The following is a 21,590-nucleotide window of genomic DNA, read 5'->3' on the forward strand; positions in this document are numbered from 1 at the left end:
CGTCGGACCGTTCAGGGGGTCAGGGCACCGGCGGGACCCCGGCCCGGACCAGCACCGCGTACGGCCCGACGTCGCGCCGCTCCCAGGCCGGATCGTCGAACAGCTGCGGGGCGAACGTCGCGGGCGGCGCCCCGGCGTCCGGGTCGGGGAACCGGTCCTCCGACGTCGGCAGCTGCAGCCCGCCGTCGGGTGCCCGGTCGAACACGAACACCGACGGCGCCCGGAACCTGCTCGCGTCGAGTGCGGCGAGCAGCTGCCGGGGCCCGGCGGCGGTCGCCCAGCGGCGCAGCTCGTCGGTGCGCGCCGGGAAGTCGGCGAGCGGGTTCGCGTACTGGGCGACCGAGGTCTGGAAGGCGAAGTACGGGGTGTAGGTGAGGAGCTTCTGGTTCGCGCTCGCCAGCACCACCTCCCGCGGCGCGCGGCCGGTCAGCCCGTCGACCGTGCTGCGCAGCTCGCCGAGCCAGGCGTCGGCGTCGGCCGGGTCGCGGCTGCCGTCGGGCCGGGTGCCGTCGGGGCGGTGGTCCTGCGCGGTGCCCGCCCACGCATAGGTCTCCGGGACGGACTGCACCTGGGCGACGACGGCGACCGCCGCCAGCACCGTGACCACCGCGACGGCGGGGCGGCTCCGGTGACCGGCGCCGCGCAGCCGCCGCAGCCCGTCGGCCGCCGCCCACACCGCGCCGCAGGCGAGCGCCGCGGTGATGATCGGCTCGATCCGGAACGCCAGCAGCGTCGTCCCGGCGGCCAGCAGCAGCGTCGACAGCAGGTACCAGGCGTAGCCGCAGGCCGCGGTCACGCCCAGCGCGCGGGCGACCGGGGACCGGCCGGCGCGGGCCACGATCCACACCGTCCCCACCAGGCACAGCGCGCCGAGCGCGGTCGGTTCGAGCATCGGCAGCGGCCAGCGCGATCCGGTCTCGGCGAGGAAGTGCTGGCCGGCGCTGTAGGTGGGTTCGCCCGCCGACGCGGCCAGGTAGGGCAGCCAGTGCACGAGCGTGAGCGGCAGCGCGGCGGCGAGCACGACGCCGACGGTCGCCGCGAGCGGCACCGGCCGGGCCGACCGGGTGAGCAGGGCGTCGGCGGCGAGGACGGTCAGCACGAACCCGGCGAACACCAGGATCTGGGTGTGCGTGACCGCGGCGATCCCGAGGACGACGCCCACCAGCAGGGCGGTGCGCAGCCACGCCGCACCCGGGCGCCGGTGGACCAGGCGCAGCCCGAGCACCGCCAGCGGCGGCACGAGCGCGGCGGTCAGCCAGGAGTACGGGGTGTACGCGGCGAGCGTCGCCAGCCCGGCGAGCGTGGTCGCGACCGCGGCCCCCAGCGCCCGGCGGCGGGTGGTGACCAGCGACCACAGCGCGTAGGTGAGCACTGCGGTGACGGCCAGCGTCGCAATCGAGAACGCCTTGTGGAACGACCACGCCTCCACGCCGAGCAGCGCCGCGGTGCGCCCGCCGATCCAGAACCAGGCGGCCGGGTAGTACGGCGGGAGATCGGCGTAGGCGAAGTCCGCGAGCCGGGCGGAGTCGGCGAAGCGGGTCAGGAACTGCACCCGGAACTGCTGGTCGCCGGACACCCCGAACAGGTAGTGCGGGGTGTTCGCCAGGAACAGCGCGAGCGGCCAGGCGGGCAGTGCGGCCAGCCCCACCCAGCTCAGCGGGACGGCGTACCGGGTGCTCAGCGCGGCGGCGGCGAGCAGCGCGGCGATCGCGGCGCCGCCGGACGCGGTGATCGCCAGCGCCACGTTCGAGCCGGCCGGGATCGGGAGGGCGTCGGCCAGCAGCACGATCCCGGTCACCGCCGCGACGGCCACCACCGGGCCGAGGAGCAGGTCGGCGAGTGCGGCGGACCGCCGGTGCCCGGCGGTGAGCGCACCGCCCGGCCCGGCCCCCCGCCCGTCGCCCGGCACCTCGGTCAGGCCGGCTTCTTCACCGCGACGACCAGGAACGCCTTCGAGATCGCCCACAGCGCGGGGAACCGGCGCAGCGCGCGCACCCCGGCCGAGTAGAGCGCGGAGCCGCCGCCCTCGGCGAGGCTGACGTCGCCGGGCACGGTGAACCGGGCGTCCAGCTCGGGACGCTGCGCCAGCAGCCTGCGCATCCGCAGGTAGCCGGGGGCGTAGCTGGCGTCGGTGTAGTCGCTGCCCCGGCCGGACAGCCGCAGGTAGCGGTTCGCCAGCGGCAGCGGCAGCCACGCCAGGAACGGCAGCGAGTAGTGCGCCTCGATCGGCCACCACCGGTTCGGCACCAGGATGTAGGCGACGCCGCCGGGCCGCAGGCAGGCCGAGATGCGCTCCAGCGCGTCCGGCTGGTCGTCGAGGTGCTCGAGGACGTTGTCGAGCACCGCCACGTCGAACGCGCCGGCGTCCGGGCCGTGCCCGAACTCGCCGATGCCCTGCACCCGGAAGGTGAAGTTGTCGGCGCCGCCCTCCTCCGCCAGCGTGTTCGCCCGGGCGGCGAGCGCGCCGTTCGGCTCGATGCCGACGACCTCGCGGCACAGGCCGGCCAGCTCCAGCGCCGTGTAGCCGTAGCCGCAGCCGATGTCGGCGACCCGGCACTGCGCGAACGGGCGGTCCAGGAACGGCTCCGTGGTGATGGCGATCTGCTTGGCGAAGCCGGTGGCGAGCCTGCGGCGTTCCACCATGCGCAGGGAACGCTCGTACTCGGGGAGGTCGGTCTGGGGGTTCGGATCCACGGCGGGGATGTTCTCCGTTCGGCCGGTCGGGGCACCCACGGTACGAGGGTCAGGGTTGCGGCTCCGCGACGCCCTGCGGGTCGTCGCAGGCGGTCAGCCGCCACAGCGTGTTCGCACCGTCGGTGGCGACGAACTCGAACCCGTCGACCGGCTCGATGTCGTGCAGCCCGGGGTACCAGCGCGCACCGCCGTGCCACGGCCAGAACGTGATCGGCCCGCTGATCAGCCAGCCGACCCGGGTCGCCGCCGCGGCCGCGCACACCTCCGGATCGGACGCGGCGTCCCGCAGCCGGGTGGCGACCACCGTCTGGTCGGGGGTCCAGCTGCCGATCAGGTGCGGGAACAGGACCTCGCGCCCGGTCAGCGGGTAGAGCAGCGAGTTCCCGGTGAACGGGTCGGCCGCCACCACCGCCCCCTCCGGCACGATCGTCCCGACCCGCTCCAGGAACTCGCGCTGGCCCGGTTCGAGCAGCGTGTCCCCGGGTTGCTGGTACGGGCCGGCCAGCACCGAGGCGTGCGTCGGGACGTACAGCCCGCCGGTGACGGCCAGCACCAGCGCGGTGACGCCGGCGGTGAGCAGGGCCGGGACCCCGCGGCGGGCCGGTGCCGGACGGGCGAACCGCTGCAGCAGCGACCGCAGCAGCCCGGCGAGCGTGACGACGCCGAGCACCGCCAGCACGACGCCGGTGACCGGCACCATCGCGGCCAGCCGGAACGAGTCGTTGTACCAGGCGCCGGTCAGGCCGGCGGTGAGCGCGTCCTCCCGGGACGCCGCGAGCACGTACAGCGCTCCCGCCGCCGCGTGCGCCGGGACCAGCCAGGACGTCGCGAACCGGCGGAGCGACACGACCGCGCCGACGAGCACCAGCGCCGCGAGCACCCACAGCGCGGGACGGACGTTCGTCGAGTGCAGCAGCACCTGCAGCACCGCCTCGGGCGTGCTGGTGAACGCCGGCCAGTCGAAGCTGCGCACCCCGGCGAGCAGCGGCGAGGCCACCATCAGCCAGACCACCAGCGCGACCCCGCCGCCGGTCACCGCCAGCCCGGCCAGCGGCTGCCAGAACCGGCGGGTGAACAGCCGCCGCCGGGTCAGCGCGAGCAGCGCCCACACCAGCGGGAACAGCACGAGCACGGCCAGGCTGAACACCGCGTTCGGGTGCGCGAAGCCGAGCGCCAGTACCCCCGCGGCACCGAGCGCGGCGGCGCCGCCGGGGCGCAGCACCGGATCCCGGGCCAGGCCCAGCAGCGCCGTCGCCACGGCCAGCACGGCCGGCAGCAGCGCGACCCCGAGCAGGTTCGGCCACAGCACGCCGAACGCCATCAGCGCCCACGGGAACGCGGTGAACCCGGTCGCGAGCACCGGGGCGGCGAAGGCGGCGCCCGCCGAGCGGCCGACGACGTGCCGGGTGAGCAGCAGCGCCGACAGCGGGAACACCACCGCGGCCACCGCCCACGCGGTCAGGTTCGCGGCGATCGGGACGCCCGAGCCGGAGCTCATCGCGACCAGCGCCACCAGGCCGTGCCAGGCGGCCGGGTAGAACGCCTCGGAGCTGGTCGGGCTGGTCAGCGTGCCCAGGGTCAGCGACGAGGCGTCCCCGGTCCCCAGGACGTGCGCGATCGCCGAGTAGTGGAAGACGGCGTCGTAGGTGGACGACAGCTGGTCCACCGGGCCGAACCCGAGCACCACGGTCAGCCAGGCGACGGCGGCCGCGACCGCGGTGCCGGCCAGGGCCGCGACACCGGCGTGCCTGCCGTCCGGACCCTCGCGCTGCGCGGAGGTGCGCCAGACCTGCGGCATGGCGGTGGTCAGCGGCTCGGGGGTGCGGGCGAACCGGCCGCGCGGGGTCTGCAGGCGCACCAGCGCGGCCCGCGCGCGGCGGGCCGGTTCCCAGGTCCGCAGCGCCGGGCCCCAGCCGCGGTGCAGCGCGCTCCCGGCCGGGCGCCGGGCGAGGAACCCGTGGAAGACGACCACCAGCGCGGCCACCAGCAGTGCCGCACCGAGCGGGACCCACGGCCCCCACGGGATCCCGAGGAGCGTGCCGAGCACCGCCGACGTCGCGATCAGCGACACCGACACCAGCGGCGCCGCCCCCCACGCGGTGATCCCGCGCAGCCCGGACAGCCTGGTCACCAGCAGGCCCGGCACCAGCACCCAGAACACCACGGCGAGCGCGGCGGGCAGTGCGGACAGCCAGGTGGGCGTGGCCATCAGGGGGTCGCTGCTCCTCTCCCGGCGGCGGCCGCCGGCCGGCCCGGCGCTCCGGAGCGGTGCGTGACGGGCGCCGGAACCCTACCGGCGGACGTCCGGGGCCGCCGCGGGAGCACCCGTCCGGATGATCATGACCCGACGACCCGGCCGGCGTCGCAGGCGGTGATCCGCCAGAGCGCGTTGTCGCCGTCCTCGGCGAGCAGCTCGAAGCCGTCGGCCTCGTGCAGGTCGTCCAGACCGGGCCAGTTCGACGCCAGCGGGTCCGGCTCCCAGAACGTCGGCGGCGCGGTGATCACGTACCCGACGCCGGTCTCGGCGACCGCGGCGCACACCGCCGGATCGGTGGACGCCTCCCGCAGCCGGTCGGCGATCAGCAGCTGGTCCTCCGACCACACCCCGGTCAGGTGCGGGAACAGCACCTGCCGGTCGGTCAGCGGCCACAGCATCGCGGTGCCGGCCCACGGGTTCTGCGCGACCACCGCGTCGGCCGGCAGCAGCTCGCCCGCGTAGCGGAGGAACTGCGCCTGTTCCGGGCCGACCAGCACCTGCTCCGGGGTCTGGTAGATGCCGGCGAGCTGGTCGATGTGCGAGCGCTGGTAGAGCCCGCCCGAGGTGACGACGACGGCGAGCACCCCGACCGCCACCAGCACCGCGGCCCGCGGTCGCGGCCACGCCTGCACCGACGGGGCGGCGCGGGTGAGGGCGTCCCGCGCGACGCAGGCCACCCGGCGGGCCAGCGAGCACAGCGCGACCAGGCCGAGCGCGGCCAGCGGCGCCGCGGTGACCGGGACCAGCGCGGCGATCCGGGGCGCGTCGTTGTACCAGACCCCGGTCCACACCGACGACCACGTGCTCGCCCCGATGATGTAGAGCGTGCACACCAGCACGTGCGAGGGCACCAGCCAGGCCGTGCGCGAGCGGCGCAGCGCGACGATCGACCCGGCCACCGTGAGCAGCGCGATCGACCAGGCCGGGTCGTTGCCGTCCGGGCTGTGCAGCAGTGCGTTCCGCACGGCGCCGAGGAAGCCGACCTGCGGCTCCCAGTAGTAGCCGCGGATGCCGTCCAGGATCGGCGAGACGAACATGAACCAGGCCAGCCCGGCACCCACCGCGGCGACCACCGGCACCGTCGCCAGCGTCCGCAGGTTCGCCCGCAGGCCCGACCGCAGGCTGCGCCGGACCGCGCCGGCCAGTCCCCACAGCACCGGCGGGACGGCCACCACGACCAGGCCGAACAGCGCGTTCGGGTGGGCGAAGCCGAGGGCCGGCACGGCCGCGGCGACCGGGAACCAGCGGGCGACCCGGCCCGGCGGATAGGGGCCGCGGCGCGCCGGGCTGGCCGGGGCGGGGCCCAGCCCCGGGCGGGCCGCGATCGCCACCGTCGCCAGCGCCGCCGGGATCAGCGCGACACCCAGCAGGTTCGGCCAGAGCGCGCCGTAGGTGACCAGCGTCCAGGGGAACGCGATGAAGCCCAGCGAGAGCACCGGCGCGGCGAGCGCGGCGCCCGCGGAGCGGCCAACCAGGGTGCGGACCAGCAGCAGCACCGACAGCGGCCAGATCAGCAGCGTCGTCACCAGTGCGACCACGTTCGACGCGACGACGATCTCGCCCGGGCCGGGGGTCAGCGGCACCACCAGGGACACCACGTCGTGCCAGGCCGACGGGTAGAAGCCGGGGGAGTTCACCAGCCCGCCGACGGTCAGCGACGACGCGTCGGCGGTGTTCAGGATCCGGGCGACCGCGTTGTAGTGGAAGTTCGAGTCGAACGTCTGGGACAGCGCGTCCGGCCGGTCCATCCCGCGGATCGCGGCCCGGAAGCCCAGCACCCAGGCGATCAGCATGCCGCCGAACGCGGCCAGCCCGGTCCACCGCCGGTCCGGCCCACCGGTGCGCAACGTCTCCCAGGCGCTCGCCGTCCGTTCCCGGACGCGGGCCGGTGTCGGCAGCAGCGGGCGCCGGGCCACCAGTCGCCGCGTCCCGACCACGACGAGCGCGAACAGCGCGGCCGTCGCGACCGGCACCATCCCGCTCCACGGGACGCCCAGCAGGCTCGCGGCCACCGCGGATCCGGCGATCAGTCCGACCGACAGCAGCGGCGCCGCACCCCACGCGGCGATCCCGCGCAGGCCGGCGGCCACGCCGACGGCCAGCCCGGGCAGGGTCACCCAGGCCGCGGCGAGCAGCACCAGGGGAACCGCGGACAACCAGCTCACAGCGGCCCGATTCCTCCCCGTCCTCCGATGGCCAAGGGGCCGATACTCAGCGGGAATGCCGGATACGTCCGCTTCTGCGGCCCGTCTGAGAGGGTACCGAAGCCGCTCGGTGCCCTCGATCACGGCTGCCCTACCCTCGTGGCTCGTGAGCTTCAGTCGCGACCTCGCAGGACACGACCTCGCCGGCTACGACCTGATCGTCGTCGGGTCCGGGTTCTTCGGCCTGACCGTGGCCGAGCGGGTGGCGCAGGGCCTCGGGAAACGGGTGCTGGTGCTGGAGCGCCGCAACCACATCGGCGGCAACGCCTACTCGGAGCCGGAGCCGGAGACCGGGATCGAGATCCACCGCTACGGGGCGCACCTGTTCCACACGTCCAACGAGCGGGTCTGGGAGTACGTGAACCGCTTCACGTCCTTCACGAACTACCAGCACCGGGTGTTCGCCCGGGTCGGCGAGCAGGTCTACGCCTTCCCGATGAACCTGGCGCTGATCAACCAGTTCTTCGGGAAGGCGCACAGCCCGGACCAGGCCCGGGAGCTGATCGCCGAACAGTCCGCCGAGGTGGAGACGGGCACCGCCGCGAACCTCGAGGAGAAGGCGATCTCGCTGGTCGGGCGCCCGCTCTACGAGGCGTTCGTCAAGGGCTACACGGCCAAGCAGTGGCAGACCGACCCGCAGAACCTGGACGCGTCGATCATCACCCGGCTGCCGGTCCGCTACACCTACGACAACCGCTACTTCAACGACACCCACGAGGGCCTGCCGGTCGACGGCTACACCGCGTGGCTGGAGCGGATGGCCGACCACGCGAACATCGACGTCGTGCTGGAGACCGACTTCTTCGAGGTCCGCGACCGGCTCCCGGCGGACGTCCCGGTCGTCTACACCGGGCCGCTGGACCGCTACTTCGACAACGTCGAGGGCGAGCTCGGCTGGCGCACCCTGGACTTCGAGATGTCGGTCGAGCCGACCGGCGACTTCCAGGGCACCTCGGTGATCAACTACAACGACGCCGACGTCCCCTTCACCCGGATCCTCGAGTTCCGGCACATGCACCCGGAGCGGGACTACCCGAAGGACAGGACGGTGATCGTGCGCGAGTACTCGCGCGCCGCCGAGGCCGGGGACGAGCCGTACTACCCGGTGAACACCCCGGACAACCGGGCCAAGCTGGAGCGCTACCGGGAGCTCGCCCGCAAGGAGACCGCCAACCGCAACGTGCTGTTCGGCGGGCGGCTGGGCACCTACAAGTACCTCGACATGCACATGGCCATCGGGTCGGCGCTGACGATGTACGAGAACCGGCTCGTCCCGCACCTGACCGAGGGCAGGCCGCTCTCCGGGACCGACGCCGAGGACTGAGCCGTACCGGCCGGGGTGCGCCGGACCGTCTCCCCGGTTCGGCTGCCCGGTGCCTCAGCTGCTCCGCGACCGCCGCCGGGCCGGACCGAGACCCAGTCCGACGCCGGCCGCCGCCAGCACCGCGCCGAGTGTGGAACCCACGAGCACCACGGCCGGCCCGACCGTGGCCGGCGGCCCGCCCAGTGCGGCGTGCACGAGCGACATCGCAGGCCCGCCGATCGCGACACCCGCCGCCGCACCCGCGACGACGGTCCCGCCGCCCACCTCGCGGCGCACCGCGACCGTGCCGACGGCCACCGTCGGCAGCGCGGTGAGGACGAACCGCACCACCGACGGCACGTCGAACCCGGCGTCGGCCAGCAGCTTCCCGGCCAGCGGCAGCAGGAACCAGATCGCGCCGGTCGCGGCGGCCACCGCGGCCCCCCGGGCCCACCGCTCGGCCGGGGTCGCCGAGAGCACCCGCCGGGTGCGGCGCAGTGCGAGGGTCTCGCCGCCCGGCGGTGCGGCGACACCCGTCGTCACCGGCGGCGGCTGCCGGAGCAGCGCACCGGCACCGCGCCGGGCCCGGTCCTCGGTCCACAGCTCCCCGGCCAGCACCCCGGCCACGGCCGCCCCGACCGCCGCGGCGGCGAGCAGCGTCCCGCCCATCGAGCCGCGTCCGGTGGAGGCGGCCAGCGCCGTCCCGACCACGGCGGCGGAGGTGAACCCGATCGTGCCGAGCGTGCGCAGCCGGGACGGGCCGCGTCGGGCGGGGCGGCCCGGCCGTCCGGGCCGAGCCGCGCCGCCGGGCGCTGCGGGGCGTGCGGTGCCGGCGGGCCGAGCGATGCCGGCGGGGCGTGCGGTGCCGGCGGGGCGAGCGGTGCTGCCGGTGGCTCGGCGGTCCGGCCGCACGGCCTCGGCCCGCCGGTCCGCGGCGCGCACCACCAGCCGGAGCCCGCCGAACAGCAGCAACGTCGCACCGACCCACGGCACCGGCCCGAGATCGACGTCGGTCCCGGCCGTGCCCAGCCACCCGACGCAGACGACGACAGCCCAGGTCAGCGCCGTCGGGGCGGCGACCCGGAGCACGTCACCGGCGAAGGACGGCGGCGGATGCCCGCTCATCGGCCCAGTGTGCCGACGCGGACCGGCCGCCCACCCGCGACGCGCCCGCCACCACGGCAGCCCACCACCGAGCCCGCCCTCACCCCGCGCCCGGCGCCCAGCCCAGCTCCGCGGACACCGCGCGGGCCGCGGCGGCCGTCGTCCGGCCCAGCTCACCGAGCCGGTCACCGATCCGACCGCTCGGGCCGATCACGTTGATCGCCGCGACCACCCGGCCGCGGAAGTCCCGGACCGGGGCCGACACCCCGGACACCCCCGGCTCGAACTCCTCGCGCACCTCGGCCCAGCCGCGTTCGGCGGCCTCCCGGATCGCCTGCCACAGCTGCGGCACCGTCCGGGCGGTCGCGTCCGGATGGCCGGGCACCAGATCGTCCACCGCGCCGAACCGCACGTACAGCTCGTCCGGGGTGGCGTCGGCGAGCAGCACCCGCCCGGCGGAGGTGCACGCCAGCGGTGCGCGGTGCCCCTCCCAGCCGGACGTGCGGTACGAGTGCCCGGACACGGTGCGCACGGTGAGCAGCGCGTCGTCGCGCAGCACGCACAGGTGCACGGTCTCCTCGGTCGCCACCGCGAGCCGGTGCAGCACCGGCTCCGCGACGCCGGTCAGCCGGCCGTCGGTGCCCCGGGCGACCAGCGAGAACAGCCGCCAACCGAGCCGGTAGACCAGGCTGTCGGCGTCCCGCTCGACCAGCCCGGCGTCGGCGAGCGCGCGCAGCGTCCGCGACACCTGGCTCTTCTCCCGGCCGGTCAGCCGGGCGACCTGCGCGACGCCCAGGCCGCCGGTGCGGTGCGCCTGCGGCGAGGCCAGCGCCTCCAGCAGGTCGATGTCGCGGGCCAGCCCGTGCCCGGTGTGCGGCGCCTGCGTCACCCCTCCGACAGTAGCCGGGACGTGCGGGGTTGCCCGCAGCGCAACGACGGTTGCGATGTCCGGACCGACCTGGTCGGCCGACGCGATCCGGCCTAGCGTCGGCGCCGACCGGCCCGGGGTGCGAACCCCCCGATCGCGCCCCGGGCCGGCACCTGCCGCCGTCCCCGACCGGGAACCCATGAAGATCACCGACATCACCCTGGACCGCCTGCGGCTGCCGCTGGACCCGCCGCTGCACGCCGCGTGGGACCCGGTCCCGCGGCGCGTCTTCGACGCCACGATCGTGCGGGTGCACACTGACGCCGGTCTCGTCGGCATCGGCTCCGGCGACACGATGGACGGCTTCGACGCCTTCCGCGACCTGTTCGTCGGCACCGATCCGCTGGCGATCGCCCGGCACGTCCGCGCCATCGAGACCTGCACCTTCCACGGCGGCAACTACTGGCCGCTGGAGGCCGCGCTCTGGGACCTCGCCGGGCAGGCCGCCGGGCTCCCGGTCGCGACCCTGTTCGGCGGCACCCACGACCGGGTGCCCGCCTACGCGTCGTTCTGCGTGCCGCGGCCGGCCTCCGAGCGGGTCGAGGTCGCGCACCGGGTCGCCGAGGAGGGCTTCCGCGCGGCGAAGATCCGGATTGACCGGGACCGGATCGACGAGGGCGTCGCCACCGTCGCGGCGGTCCGGACCGCGCTCGGCGACGACTTCACGATCATGGTCGATCTCAACCAGTCCTGGCGGATGGCCGGCGACATCGCGCCCGCGACCGACCTGGCCGGCACCCGCAGGCTGGTCCGCCGGCTCGCCGATCTCGACGTCTTCTGGGTCGAGGAGCCGCTGCCCTACGCCGACGCCGACGGCTTCCGCACGCTGCGCGCCGAGAACCCCGGCCTGCGGATCGCGGCGGGGGAGATGGCGCACTCGGTGCCGGAGATCGTGGACTGGATCCACCGCGACGTCCTCGACGTCTACCAGATGGACGTCGTCCTCTCGGTCGGCATGAGCCGGGCCCGCACCCTCGCCGAGCTGGCGATGCTGCGGCACCGCGCCTTCACCCCGCACAGCTGGACCAACGGCATCGGGGTGCTGGCGAACCTGCACGTCGCGGCCGGCGTCGGCGGCGGGCCGTGGTTCGAGTTCCCGTACGACCCGCCGGACTGGACGCCCGCCCGCCGCGACTTCCCGCTGCTGTCCGGCCCGGTCGTCGGCGGCGACGGCACGATCGCCGTGCCGTCCGCGCCCGGTCTGGGCGTCGTGCTCGACGAGGACGCGGTGCAGCGGTGGCGGATCACATGAGCACCGGGTTCTCGATCGCGCCGTCCTGCGCGCTGGAGTTCGGTCCCGGCGCGGTCTCCCGGCTGTCCGCCCTGGTCGACGGGCTGGGCGCGGACTCGGCGTTCGTCGTCACCGACGCCGGCCTGCGCGGCACCGGCATCGTCGACCGGGTGCTCGGCGGGCTCGCCGCGGACGGCCTGCGCACCGGGGTGTTCGACGGCATCGGGCCGAACCCGTCCACCACGGTCGTCGACGCCGGCGCGGTCGCGCTGCGCCGGTTCGGGCCGTGCGTAGTGATCGGCCTCGGCGGCGGATCGGTGCTCGACGCGGCCAAGGGCATCGCGCTGCTCGCCACCCACCCCGACGCGCACGCCACCGACCCGCTCTGGGACTCGCCCGTCGACGGGCTGCCGCTGGTCGCCGTCCCGACGACCGCGGGCACCGGGGCCGAGACGAACGGGTTCGGCGTCGTCGAGGACACCTGCGCCCGGCGCAAGATCTACCTCGGCCACCCGTCGGTCCGGCCGCGGGTCGCGGTGCTCGATCCGGAGCTGACGCTCGGCCTGCCCGCCGCGATCACCGCCGCCACCGGGTTCGACGCGCTCGTGCACGGCGTCGAGTCGCTCGCCTCGCGCGGCGCGAACCCGGTCTCCGACGCGGCCGCGGCGCAGGCCGTCGCACTGGTCGGGCGGTGGCTGCCGGTCGCCGTCGACGACGGCACCGACCTCGACGCCCGCTCGCAGCTGCTGCTCGGCGCGCACCTGGCCGGGCAGGCACTGACCGTGTCCGGGCTGGGACTGGTGCACGGCATCGCGCACGCCGTCACCGCGCACCTCGGCACCCCGCACGGGATCGCCCTGGCCGCGGTGAACGAGCAGGTCATGCGCTACAGCGCCGACGCGGCCGCCGCACCGTACGAGCGGGTGCGCCGGGCGCTGGACGGCGCGGCGCCCCCCGCCGGCCCGGCTCCCGCGATCGACACCGTCACCGCGCTGGCCGAGGGCATCGGCGTCCGCCGCACGCTGCGCGAGCTGGGCGCCGCCCGCGACCTGCTGCCGGTACTGGCCGCCGCCGCCGTCGCCGATCCGGTCACCGCCAACGCCCCCCGCCCCCCGAGCGAGGCCGACGTCCGGGACATCCTCGACGCCGCCTGGTGAGAGGTGCAGCGGTGCCCCCCGCGCCCGCCGGAACAGCGCCGGTGTACCCCTCGCCGGACTAGGGTGCCGGGGTGCGGTGGTGCTGGGCGGTGCTGGTGGGGCTGGTGCTGGTTGCGGGCTGCTCGACGGGTGCGGGCGGGGCGCCGGTGAGCCCGGCGCCGGTGAACCCGGGGCCGGTGAACTCCGCGCCGGCGAGCGCTGGGCCGGTGAACGCGGGCCCGGCGATCGCGTCCGTCGACACGACCGGGGCGCCGCTCCCGGCCGCGGTGACCGACACCGCCCGGGTGCTCGACGCCGCGCTGTCCTCCGGCGATCCCACCCCGGTCCGCGACCGGTACAGCCCGGCGCCGGGCGCGGCGTCCTGGACGGTCGTCGCCGACCGGCTCAGCGACCCGGCGAACCAGGCGAAGCTCGCGTCCGCGCTGCGCAACCCGCCCGAGCCGCGGCCGGAGATCGCCTACCTGTTCAGCGACGGCGACCACGGGTTCGGGCTGACCGCCGACGGCCGGCTGGCGTTCGTCGGCGTCGGGCAGCGCGCTCCGGGCGCCGCGACCGGGACGCCGGCGCCGAGCGGGCAGCCGTACTGGGCCGGGCGGTCCTACGGCCACGGGCGCTCGCTGGACGCCGACCCGTCCGGCACCGGCCTGCTGACCTTCCGCACCTACGAGACCTGCCCGTCGCAGCGGCCCGGGGTGCCCTGCGAGCCCGACGGCCCGCAGCAGGTCGGCCGGGTCGAGCTGCGGATCTACGACGTCGGCGGCGGGCCGTGGGTGGCCGAGGTCGTGACCAGCAACGACGAGCCGGAGTTCCCGGTCGGCGACCTGCTGCCGGTCGAGGAGCCCGCACCGGGCGTCGTGCTGCTCGGCAGCGGCGACCGGACGCTGGTGTTCTGCAAGGACGGCGTCACGCACGACGGTTGCGGCGCCTGAGTCAGCGGGGCAGCCAACCCGCCACGGCACCGACGAAACGGTCCAGGTCCGACGGGTCCGCCAGCCGGGCCAGCACGATCCGGTCGTCGACCTCGACATAGTCGTGCACCAGTACGTTCCGGAAACCGACGGCCCGGGCGACGGCATCGGCCAGCTCGCGACCCGTGCCTCATCGACCATCCCGGCTCCTCATCGCGTCCAGGAACTCCCGGTGCGCCCGAGTGATCCGGGGAAGCTCGTCGAGATAGATCTTGCGGGTGGTCGCCACCCATCGCACGCGGGCGGGGGGATCGTCGTCGAACAGCAGCTCGCCGTGCAGCGCGACCCGCCCGGCGAGCTCCAGCGGCGCGTCGTGCAGCACCAGCAGATCGACCCCGGCGGGCAGGTCCACCTCGAAGGACGCCGGCGGATCGGCGGGCCACCACGCCGCCAGGTCGAGATCGGAGCCGGGCCGGGGCGACCCGCCGGCGGCCCGGCTGCCGTGCACGAACGCGAACCGCGCGCCGGCCGACCGCAACACCGCGACGGCGGCGTCCCGGAGCTCCTGCTCGGTGCCGGACACCCGGCCAGTCTTCACCATGCCGGGGAGCGCCCGCAGCACGGCGGGCGGCGCCCGGCCGACCCGGCGAAACGGACGTACCACTCCGGATCGGTGGCGCGCCCGACCGCCTCCCGGAGCGCCCGCGACCCGCGGCTACGCTCGGGCGACCCCGACCGGGCCGAGCGACGCGGCCGCCCGGGCACGGGAACGACCGGAACCAGCCGACCCCCGAGGCAGTTTCTGCGATGACCACCGCCCCCACGGATCGACGAGGCCACCAGGTGTCCGAGACCGCGCAGTCCCCGACGACCGGCGAGACGCTGCTGCAGCGGGTGATCATGCCCCGCCCGGCGGACCCGTTCGCGGTGCGCGCGCTGTACCTCGACGAGCGCCCCGGCACCACGCTGGCCCCGGTCGAGCCGCTGCGGGGCGAGCAGGACCGCCCGCTGTCGCTGACCGTCTCCACCGCGGGCGGGCGCCGCACCCGGGTGCACGACCGCACCGCCGCGACCGTCCCGCCGGGGACCGAGGTGTCCTTCGGCGCCTACTTCAACGCCTTCGCCGCCGGCTACTGGCGGGCCTGGTCCACGCTGACCGCGATCGAGCTGCGCCTCGACCTGGAGGGCACCGGCCGGGTCGACGTCTACCGCACCAAGGCCGACGGCTCGCAGATCTTCGTGACCGGCGAGCTCGTGCAGGGCCGCCGGCAGGTGACCCTGGAGCTGGACCTGCGGCCGTTCGAGGACGGCGGCTGGTACTGGTTCGACCTGTCCACCGACGAAGCCGCCGAGCAGGGCCTGCACCTGCACGGCGGCGGCTGGCACGCGCCGCACGACGCGCCCGGGCGGGCCGCCGTCGTCGTCGGGATGCCGACCTTCAACCGGCCGGCCGACTGCGTCGCCACGCTCACCGCGCTCGGCTCCGATCCGCAGGTGCTCGACACGGTGACCGCGGTGATCCTGCCCGACCAGGGCACCCGCAAGGTGCGCGACGAGGCCGGCTACGAGCAGGCCGCCGCGCTGCTCGGGGACCGGCTGCGGATCATCGACCAGCCCAACCTCGGCGGGTCCGGCGGCTACGCCCGGATCATGTACGAGGTGCTGCACGGCACCGGGCCGCACGCTGGCGGCATCGACTGCGAGCAGATCCTCTACATGGACGACGACATCCTGCTGGAGCCCGACTCGGTGCTCCGCGCGGTCGCGTTCTCCCGGTTCGCCCGCTCCCCGATGCTGGTCGGCGGGCAGATGCTGTCGCTGCAGGCGCGCTCCCAGCTGTCCACGATGGGCGAGGTCGTCGACCGCAACCAGTTCATGTGGCGGCCGGCGCCGGAGACCGAGTCGCACCACGACCTGGCCGCCCGCACGCTGCGCCAGTCGCCGTGGCTGCACCGCCGGGTCGACGTCGACTACAACGCCTGGTGGATGTGCCTGATCCCGCGCCGGGTCGCCGAGGACCTCGGGCTGCCGCTGCCGCTGTTCATCAAGTGGGACGACGCCGAGTACGGCCTGCGCGCCCGGGCCGCCGGCTACCGCACGGCGACCGTGCCCGGCATCGCGATCTGGCACATGTCGTTCATCGAGAAGGACGACTCGTCGGACTGGCAGGCGTACTTCCACTACCGCAACCGGCTGGTCGCCGCCGCGCTGCGCGGCCCGGAGGACCCGCGGGCGCTGCTGAAGGAGACCTTCAAGCGCACCCTGCGGCACCTGATGCTGATGGAGTACTCGGCGGTGGCGCTGCAGATCAAGGCGTTCACCGACTTCCTGGCCGGGCCGGAGGCACTGTTCCCGAAGCTGCCGGTGGTGCTCGACGAGATCCGCGAGCTGCGGTCCCGCTACGACGACGGCCGCCCGCTGAACTCCGCCACCGACGTCCCGCTCGCCGATCTCGACGCGCTGGGCGCCCAGCTGTTCCCGGAGCCGCCGGTCGGTCGGGCGAAGGCGGCGCTCGGCCTGGCCCGCGGCGTGCTGCGCAACCTGCGCACCCCGGACCCGGCGCTGCGCGAGCGCCCGCAGCGCAACGTCCCGTGGGCGAACGCCCAGTGGTTCGTGCTGGCCGGGCTGGACTCGGCGACGGTGTCCACACCGGACGGCCGCGGGGTGACGTTCCGGCGGCGTGATCCGCTGCTGTTCAAGCAGATGGTCACCGAGTCGCTGCGGCTGCACCGCGCGGTCGCGGCCGACTGGGGGACGCTGCGCGGCCGTTACCGGGCCGCGGAGCCGACGCTGACCGGCCGGGACGGCTGGAAGCACATCTTCGAGTGAGCCGGGCCGACCGCTCGCGGCGCGGCCTGGTTCTGCTCCTGCTCGGTGCGCTGACCTGCCTGCTGGGGCTCGCCGCGGCGCTCGCCCCGGTCGACGCGGACGACCCGGTGGTCAGCTGGCCCCGGGCGGGACAGGAGCCGTCGTCGACGGTGCTCCCGCTGTCGCCGTACCGGCCGCTGCAGCTCACCGCCACGATCCCGTGCGCCCCGACCGCCGACGGGGACGTCCTGCGGACGATGCCCGCCGCCGTCGACGACCCGGTCACCGCGCCCGGGCTGTCGGCGACCGTGACCGGCGGGACCCTGACGATCCGCTCCGGCACCGAGGTGCTGCACACCGGCCCGGCCGGCGGGGACTGCACGTACACGGTGACCGCGGACGCCGGCGGCACCGTGCTCACCCGGGACGGGGCGACCCTCGCCGAGTACCCGGACCTCGCGCCACCGCAGGTCGCGGAACTGTCCACGACGCTGACCGGCCCGGACACCGCAGGCCTCGGCGTGCAGCTGCACACCGACGCCCGCTACGAGTCGTCGCCGACGCCGCTCAAGGTCGGCCTGCTGGTCGCGCACCTGCTGGCGCTGGCCGCGACCCTGGCCGTCGCCGTCCGCAGCTGGACCGGGACCCGGCCGATCCTCGCGGTGCGCCCGCGGCCCGGGATCGCCGACGCCGTGGTCGTCGTCGTGACGCTGGCCTGGGCGGTGCTCGGCCCGGTCAACATCGACGACTCCTGGTACGCGCTGATGGCCCGCCAGGGCGCCGACACCGGGGCGATCGGCAACGCGATCTACCAGTTCAACGTCACCGAGGCGCCGTTCACCACCGGCCAGTACCTGATGCAGTTCTGGGGGAGCCTCGCCGGCTGGGGTCTGCTGCCGTTGCGGGCGGTGCCGGTGCTGCTCGGCCTCGGCACCTGGGTGCTGCTGCGGCTGACCATGGTGGTGCTCGCCGACCGGGTCGGCGCCCGGCCCGCGGTGGTCGCCGCGCTCGCCGTCGCGCACCTGGCCTGGTTCCTGCCCTACGGGATCACGCTGCGGCCCGAGCCGGTCGGGACGGTCGCCGCGGCCGGGGTGCTGCTGCTGGTCGCCGCCGCGCTGCGCACCGGCGCCGTCGGCCTGCTCGCCCCGGCGACGGCGGTCGCCGTGCTCGGGGTGACCGCCGCGCCCGCCGCGCTGGTCGCCGCCGTCCCGCTGCTGCTCGCGCTGCCGCTGGTGTGGTGGCACCTGGTGCACGCCGGATGGGTCACCCGGCTGGCGACCCTCGCCGTCGCGTTCGCCGCGGCGAGCGTCGTCGTGCCGCTCGGACTGGCCGACGCCACCCTCGCCGACGTGCGGGAGTCGGTCGCGGTGCACCGCTGGTACTACTTCCAGTACCCGTGGTGGCGGGAGATCGTGCACTACGCCAACCTGCTCGGCCCGGACGACCAGGGCGCCTGGGGCCGGCGGCTGCCGGTGCTGCTGACCGTCGCCGTCGTCGTGCTCGGGGTGGTCCGGCTGGTGACCCGCCGCGGCACCGGCGGCCCGCTCGGCCGCGCGTTCGGGTTCGCACTCGCCGCGACCGCGCTCGGCCTGGTCGCGGTCGGGCTCAGCCCGACCAAGTGGGTGAACCACTTCGGTGCCGTCGCCGCCCCGGCCACCCTGCTGCTGGCGATCGCGCTGGTCCGCGGCCCGCTGCCCCGGCGCGCCCCGGGCCGGCTGGTCGCGATCGGCACCGCCGCGCTCGGTCTCGTCGCGGCCGTCATCTACGCCGGCCCGAACCTGTGGCGGCCGTTCGGGGACTGGGGGCAGCCGTTCGGCAACCACTCGGTCGTCGACGCGCCGGTGCACCAGGACGTGCTGGCGCCGCACCTCGGCCCGCTGTACCTGCGCAGCCCGCTGCTGTGGCTGCTGGTCGCGGTCGCCGCGCTCTGGTGGGCGCACCGGCGCCGGCGGGCCGGGCGGCCGTCCGGGGCCGGACCGGACGCAGCCGTGCTGCGCACCGCCGCGACCGGCGGGGTGGTGCTGATGCTGCTCGTCTTCACCGTCGCGCCGGTGCAGCAGGCACCGGGGGCGTCGGTGGCGTCGATGAACCTGGCGTCGCTGACCGGTGAGCCCTGCGGGCTGGCCGACGCGGTCACCGTGCTGGTGCCCGACGACGGGCCGCCCCCGCCGGACGGGCCCGCGGAGCTCACCGGAGCCATGGTCGAGGGCCCGGCACCGGACCGGCCGGCGCTGCCCGGGCCGGCGTGGCACGCCGCCGACGCCGGCATGCTGCGCACCGGCTGGTTCGACGTCCCGCGGGGCGCCACGGCGCTGCTCGTCCCGGTCACCGGCGAGCTCGCCGCCGGCGCATCGGTGACGGTGGAGTCCGCCGACGGCGCCACCGCCCCGGTCCGGCCGGAGCTGCCCGGCTCGTCCGAGTCCGGCTGGCACGACCTGCAGGTCGAGCTGTCCGGGGACGCCGCCCCGGTGCGGCTGGTCGTCGAGAACCCGCCGGGCGCGCTGATCGGCGTCGGCGCCCCGGTGCCCGCCCGGGAGCGTCCGGCGTCCGAGGTGGTCCGCGGCGACCCGGTGTTCGCCGACCAGGTCTCGGCGCTGCTGTGGCCGTGCGAGGACCAGATCGTCGTCCGGCACGGGATCGCACAGGCCCCGCAGTGGCGGCTGCGGGTCGGCGACGGCCTGGAGGGCGCCACCGAGGACAACGCGTTCTTCGCGCCCAACGGCGGCGTGCTCACCGGGATCGGGCGGACCGCGACGTTCGACGAGCTGCCGTCCCGGCTGGACCCGCCACCCGGGCGGGCCGCGTTCGGCTGGGGGCACGTCGAGCGGGTGGTGTACGACCACCCGACCGACGGCTACGACCTGACCGTGCGGAGCGAGCGGCGGTGGGGCTGGGAGCGCCTGCCGAGCCTGGCGAACAAGGAGTACACCGGGCGGGACTTCCTGGGCTGACGCCGCCATGATCGTCGTCGTGGTGCGTCCGGCCACGCGGATCGCGGTCTTGCGCACCGGCACGGTGATCACTCTTCTCGGAGCCCTGCGCAGCGCAGGTGGCACCGTGCTGAGGGTGGAGCACGGCCCCGGCCGGTCAGCCCTCGCCGTACAGCCGGGCCCAGGTCTCCCGCGAGGTGAGCCGCGGCTCGGCGGCCTTCCAGGCGCGGGCCGCGTCCGGACCCTCGCTGTAGAGCCGCCGCACGGTGCGCACGCCCCGGCCGGCCAGCTCGCGGAGCCGCTCGCGGTCCCGGGTCCGGATCCGGACGCCGGTCTCGGCCATGTCGGTCACGATCGCCCGCTCGAACAGCGCCACGTGCCACCAGTGCGCCTCGCCGGCCGGCACCATCCCGCTGCGGAACGGCACCCGCCCGGACGCCTGCAGCACGGCCCGCTTGAGCCAGGTCCGGATCATCTTCGACGGCTTGCCCCCGGCCAGGTGCACCACGGACTCCCGCGGGTCCAGCCCGGCGTCGGCGATCGGCACGGCCGTCGTCTCCGGGTAGGCGGCGCGGATCCGGCGGATCGTCGCGGCGGCGCCCGCGGAGCCGTCGTCGAGGATCTGCGGGCCCTCCAGGAAGTCGTCCACCGCGGTCAGCAGGGTCGCGGCCAGCCCGTACTGCATCGCGACCAGGTACTGGGCGAGCAGCTCGACGACGGTGGCGGTGACCGTGCGCCGGTCGAAGCCGGTCCGCAGGGCAGCGGTGATCAGGCCGTTGCGCTGGTTGAAGTAGCGGTGCCACTCGTCCCAGTCCTTCCAGCCGAAGTCGGCGTGCCACACGCCGGCGCCGGGCAGGGAGACCGTGGGGAAGCCGTGCTCGCGGGCGCGGTAGCCGAACTCGACGTCGTCCCACTGGAAGAACAGCGGCAGCGGGTAGCCGATCGCGCGCACCACCGGCGCCGGGATCAGGCAGGACCACCAGCCGCTGTACTCGGTGTCGACCCGGCGCTCCTGCACGACCGGCAGCAGCCGCTCGTCGCGGCCGAGCAGGAAGCCCTCCTCCAGCGCGCCCGGGACCGGCCTGCCGACGCGCAGCTTCTCCGGCTCGGCGTACTCGGCGGTGATGTGCACGTGCGCCGGGTGCAGCAGGTTCAGCATCTGCCCGCCGACGATCGTCGGGGTGGCGGTGCAGGCGGCGAAACCGGTCAGCCGTACGACGATCTCCGGGTCGAGCAGCACGTCGTCGTCCATCAGGAGGACGTCGTGGTCGTCGGCCGGGTCCCCGGCGGTGGCCTCGTAGAGGCCGCGGCTGAACCCGCCCGCGCCGCCCAGGTTCGGCTGCCGCTGGTGCACGAGCTGCTCGCCGAACGCCTGCGCGATCCCGGCGAACCGGTCCCGCGAGTCCAGCGGGTCACTGCCCTGGTCGACCACCCGGACCCGGGCGACGCGGGCCAGCGCGACCGGGTCGTCGAGCAGCGCCTGCAGGGTGTTGAGGCAGTCCTCGACCCGGTTGTACGTGCAGATCGTGATCGACGTCGGCCGCGGCGGGCGGGGGACCTGCACGGTCCACTCCACATCGGACACGGCCAGCTCGCCGGTGTCGGTGCCGAACTCCAGCCAGAGCCCGCCGCCGTCGATGAACCGGTCGATCGCGCCGGTCAGCTCGACCGGCCCGGTGCCCTCGACGTCGGCGTAGGCGACGGCGCGGCCGACCTTGTTGGTGTCCGACGCCATCAGCCACACCCGGCCGCGGCCGGTCGCGTGCAGCGAGACCAGAACCTCCGGCACCGACGTCCAGCGGTGCCAGTAGGTGGCGTGCAGCCTGCCCCAGTAGGTGTTGGTGGTGACGAGGGTGGCCGGGGCGAGCTCGATCCGGTCGCGTTCGCGGCGGGCCGCGCCGCGCAGCACCTCGGCGTAGAGGTCCTCGGGGACCAGCGGGGTCGGGCCGGTGAACGGCCCCCGTTGCACCACGAGCCTGCCGGGCTGCGGATCACCGCCCGCTGGTGCGGCGGGAGCGGGGTCTCCGTCGCGGGTGGGGCGCGCGGTGTCCAGCATGTCTCGGGGG

The 21,590-nt window shown here is 75.7% G+C and carries 16 protein-coding genes; 6 read left to right on the forward strand and 10 right to left on the reverse strand.

What is annotated here, in order from left to right; genetic code table 11:
• Window positions 1-19: 19 nt before the first annotated feature.
• The 4 genes from ABD160_RS18860 to ABD160_RS18875 form a co-directional block, all read right to left on the reverse strand.
• Window positions 20-1,966, reverse strand: coding sequence for an arabinofuranosyltransferase (locus ABD160_RS18860; RefSeq protein ID WP_344024235.1), 1,947 nt, complete (start codon window positions 1,964-1,966; stop codon window positions 20-22).
• Window positions 1,915-2,694 carry a class I SAM-dependent methyltransferase gene (locus tag ABD160_RS18865; protein ID WP_344024237.1) on the reverse strand — a complete coding sequence of 260 codons (780 nt, stop codon included), beginning with the start codon at window positions 2,692-2,694 and terminating at the stop codon, window positions 1,915-1,917. Before ABD160_RS18865 ends, ABD160_RS18860 begins: the two co-directional genes overlap by 52 nt.
• Window positions 2,695-2,743: 49 nt before the next feature.
• Window positions 2,744-4,903 (reverse strand): DUF6541 family protein, encoded by a 2,160-nt coding sequence (locus ABD160_RS18870; RefSeq protein ID WP_344024240.1) that lies wholly within the window; start codon window positions 4,901-4,903, stop codon window positions 2,744-2,746.
• Between the two features lie 128 nt (window positions 4,904-5,031).
• Window positions 5,032-7,116, reverse strand: a complete 2,085-nt coding sequence (locus tag ABD160_RS18875) for a DUF6541 family protein (protein WP_344024242.1) — start codon at window positions 7,114-7,116, stop codon at window positions 5,032-5,034.
• Window positions 7,117-7,261: 145 nt separating this feature from the next.
• Here ABD160_RS18875 and glf point away from each other — a divergent pair, with 145 nt between their 5' ends.
• Window positions 7,262-8,479 carry a UDP-galactopyranose mutase gene (glf, locus tag ABD160_RS18880; protein ID WP_344024244.1) on the forward strand — a complete coding sequence of 406 codons (1,218 nt, stop codon included), beginning with the start codon at window positions 7,262-7,264 and terminating at the stop codon, window positions 8,477-8,479.
• A gap of 54 nt (window positions 8,480-8,533) precedes the next feature.
• On the opposite strand, the gene ABD160_RS18885 is transcribed toward glf, so the two are convergent.
• Both ABD160_RS18885 and ABD160_RS18890 read right to left on the reverse strand, forming a co-directional pair.
• A complete protein-coding gene (locus ABD160_RS18885) occupies window positions 8,534-9,583 on the reverse strand; it encodes a hypothetical protein (protein ID WP_344024246.1) in 1,050 nt (349 codons plus the stop codon).
• 79 nt (window positions 9,584-9,662) lie between these two features.
• Window positions 9,663-10,451: an IclR family transcriptional regulator gene (locus ABD160_RS18890; RefSeq protein WP_344024248.1), complete on the reverse strand. Its 789-nt coding sequence runs from the start codon at window positions 10,449-10,451 to the stop codon at window positions 9,663-9,665.
• 178 nt (window positions 10,452-10,629) lie between these two features.
• Here ABD160_RS18890 and ABD160_RS18895 point away from each other — a divergent pair, with 178 nt between their 5' ends.
• Both ABD160_RS18895 and ABD160_RS18900 read left to right on the forward strand, forming a co-directional pair.
• Window positions 10,630-11,742 (forward strand): mandelate racemase/muconate lactonizing enzyme family protein, encoded by a 1,113-nt coding sequence (locus tag ABD160_RS18895; RefSeq protein WP_344024250.1) that lies wholly within the window; start codon window positions 10,630-10,632, stop codon window positions 11,740-11,742.
• Window positions 11,739-12,878 (forward strand): iron-containing alcohol dehydrogenase family protein, encoded by a 1,140-nt coding sequence (locus tag ABD160_RS18900; protein ID WP_344024253.1) that lies wholly within the window; start codon window positions 11,739-11,741, stop codon window positions 12,876-12,878. The genes ABD160_RS18895 and ABD160_RS18900 overlap by 4 nt, the downstream gene beginning before the upstream one ends.
• A gap of 58 nt (window positions 12,879-12,936) precedes the next feature.
• On the opposite strand, the gene ABD160_RS18905 is transcribed toward ABD160_RS18900, so the two are convergent.
• On the reverse strand, window positions 12,937-13,155 hold the full coding sequence (locus tag ABD160_RS18905; protein WP_344024255.1) for a hypothetical protein: 219 nt from the start codon (window positions 13,153-13,155) through the stop codon (window positions 12,937-12,939).
• Here ABD160_RS18905 and ABD160_RS18910 point away from each other — a divergent pair.
• Window positions 13,145-13,807, forward strand: a complete 663-nt coding sequence (locus ABD160_RS18910; RefSeq protein WP_344024257.1) for a hypothetical protein — start codon at window positions 13,145-13,147, stop codon at window positions 13,805-13,807. The genes ABD160_RS18905 and ABD160_RS18910 overlap by 11 nt on opposite strands.
• 1 nt (window position 13,808) lies before the next feature.
• Here ABD160_RS18910 and ABD160_RS18915 read toward each other — a convergent pair whose 3' ends face one another.
• Complete coding sequence (locus ABD160_RS18915) at window positions 13,809-13,961, reverse strand: HepT-like ribonuclease domain-containing protein (RefSeq protein ID WP_344024373.1); 153 nt, start codon at window positions 13,959-13,961, stop codon at window positions 13,809-13,811.
• Window positions 13,962-13,976: 15 nt separating this feature from the next.
• The gene (locus tag ABD160_RS18920) at window positions 13,977-14,450 is read right to left on the reverse strand and encodes a nucleotidyltransferase domain-containing protein (protein ID WP_344024260.1); all 474 of its coding nucleotides are present in this window, start codon (window positions 14,448-14,450) and stop codon (window positions 13,977-13,979) included.
• A gap of 179 nt (window positions 14,451-14,629) precedes the next feature.
• Here ABD160_RS18920 and ABD160_RS18925 point away from each other — a divergent pair, with 179 nt between their 5' ends.
• Together ABD160_RS18925 and ABD160_RS18930 are read left to right on the forward strand one after the other, a co-directional pair.
• Window positions 14,630-16,615 carry a glycosyltransferase gene (locus ABD160_RS18925; protein WP_344024262.1) on the forward strand — a complete coding sequence of 662 codons (1,986 nt, stop codon included), beginning with the start codon at window positions 14,630-14,632 and terminating at the stop codon, window positions 16,613-16,615.
• Entirely contained in the window at window positions 16,612-19,545 is a 2,934-nt protein-coding gene (locus ABD160_RS18930; RefSeq protein WP_344024265.1) for an arabinosyltransferase domain-containing protein, read from the forward strand. Before ABD160_RS18925 ends, ABD160_RS18930 begins: the two co-directional genes overlap by 4 nt.
• 136 nt (window positions 19,546-19,681) lie before the next feature.
• On the opposite strand, the gene ABD160_RS18935 is transcribed toward ABD160_RS18930, so the two are convergent.
• Complete coding sequence (locus tag ABD160_RS18935; protein ID WP_344024267.1) at window positions 19,682-21,580, reverse strand: glycosyltransferase; 1,899 nt, start codon at window positions 21,578-21,580, stop codon at window positions 19,682-19,684.
• Window positions 21,581-21,590 lie beyond the last annotated feature (10 nt).

This window comes from Pseudonocardia kongjuensis (assembly GCF_039526905.1).
Taxonomy (GTDB): Bacteria; Actinomycetota; Actinomycetes; order Mycobacteriales; family Pseudonocardiaceae; genus Pseudonocardia; species Pseudonocardia kongjuensis.

Coding starts and splice junctions, on each gene's coding strand:
- ABD160_RS18895 (WP_344024250.1), top strand. CDS start 10,630: ATGAAGATCACCGACATCACCCTGGACCGCCTGCGGCTGCCGCTGGAC.
- ABD160_RS18870 (WP_344024240.1), bottom strand. CDS start 4,903: ATGGCCACGCCCACCTGGCTGTCCGCACTGCCCGCCGCGCTCGCCGTG.
- ABD160_RS18935 (WP_344024267.1), bottom strand. CDS start 21,580: ATGCTGGACACCGCGCGCCCCACCCGCGACGGAGACCCCGCTCCCGCC.
- ABD160_RS18900 (WP_344024253.1), top strand. CDS start 11,739: ATGAGCACCGGGTTCTCGATCGCGCCGTCCTGCGCGCTGGAGTTCGGT.
- ABD160_RS18885 (WP_344024246.1), bottom strand. CDS start 9,583: ATGAGCGGGCATCCGCCGCCGTCCTTCGCCGGTGACGTGCTCCGGGTC.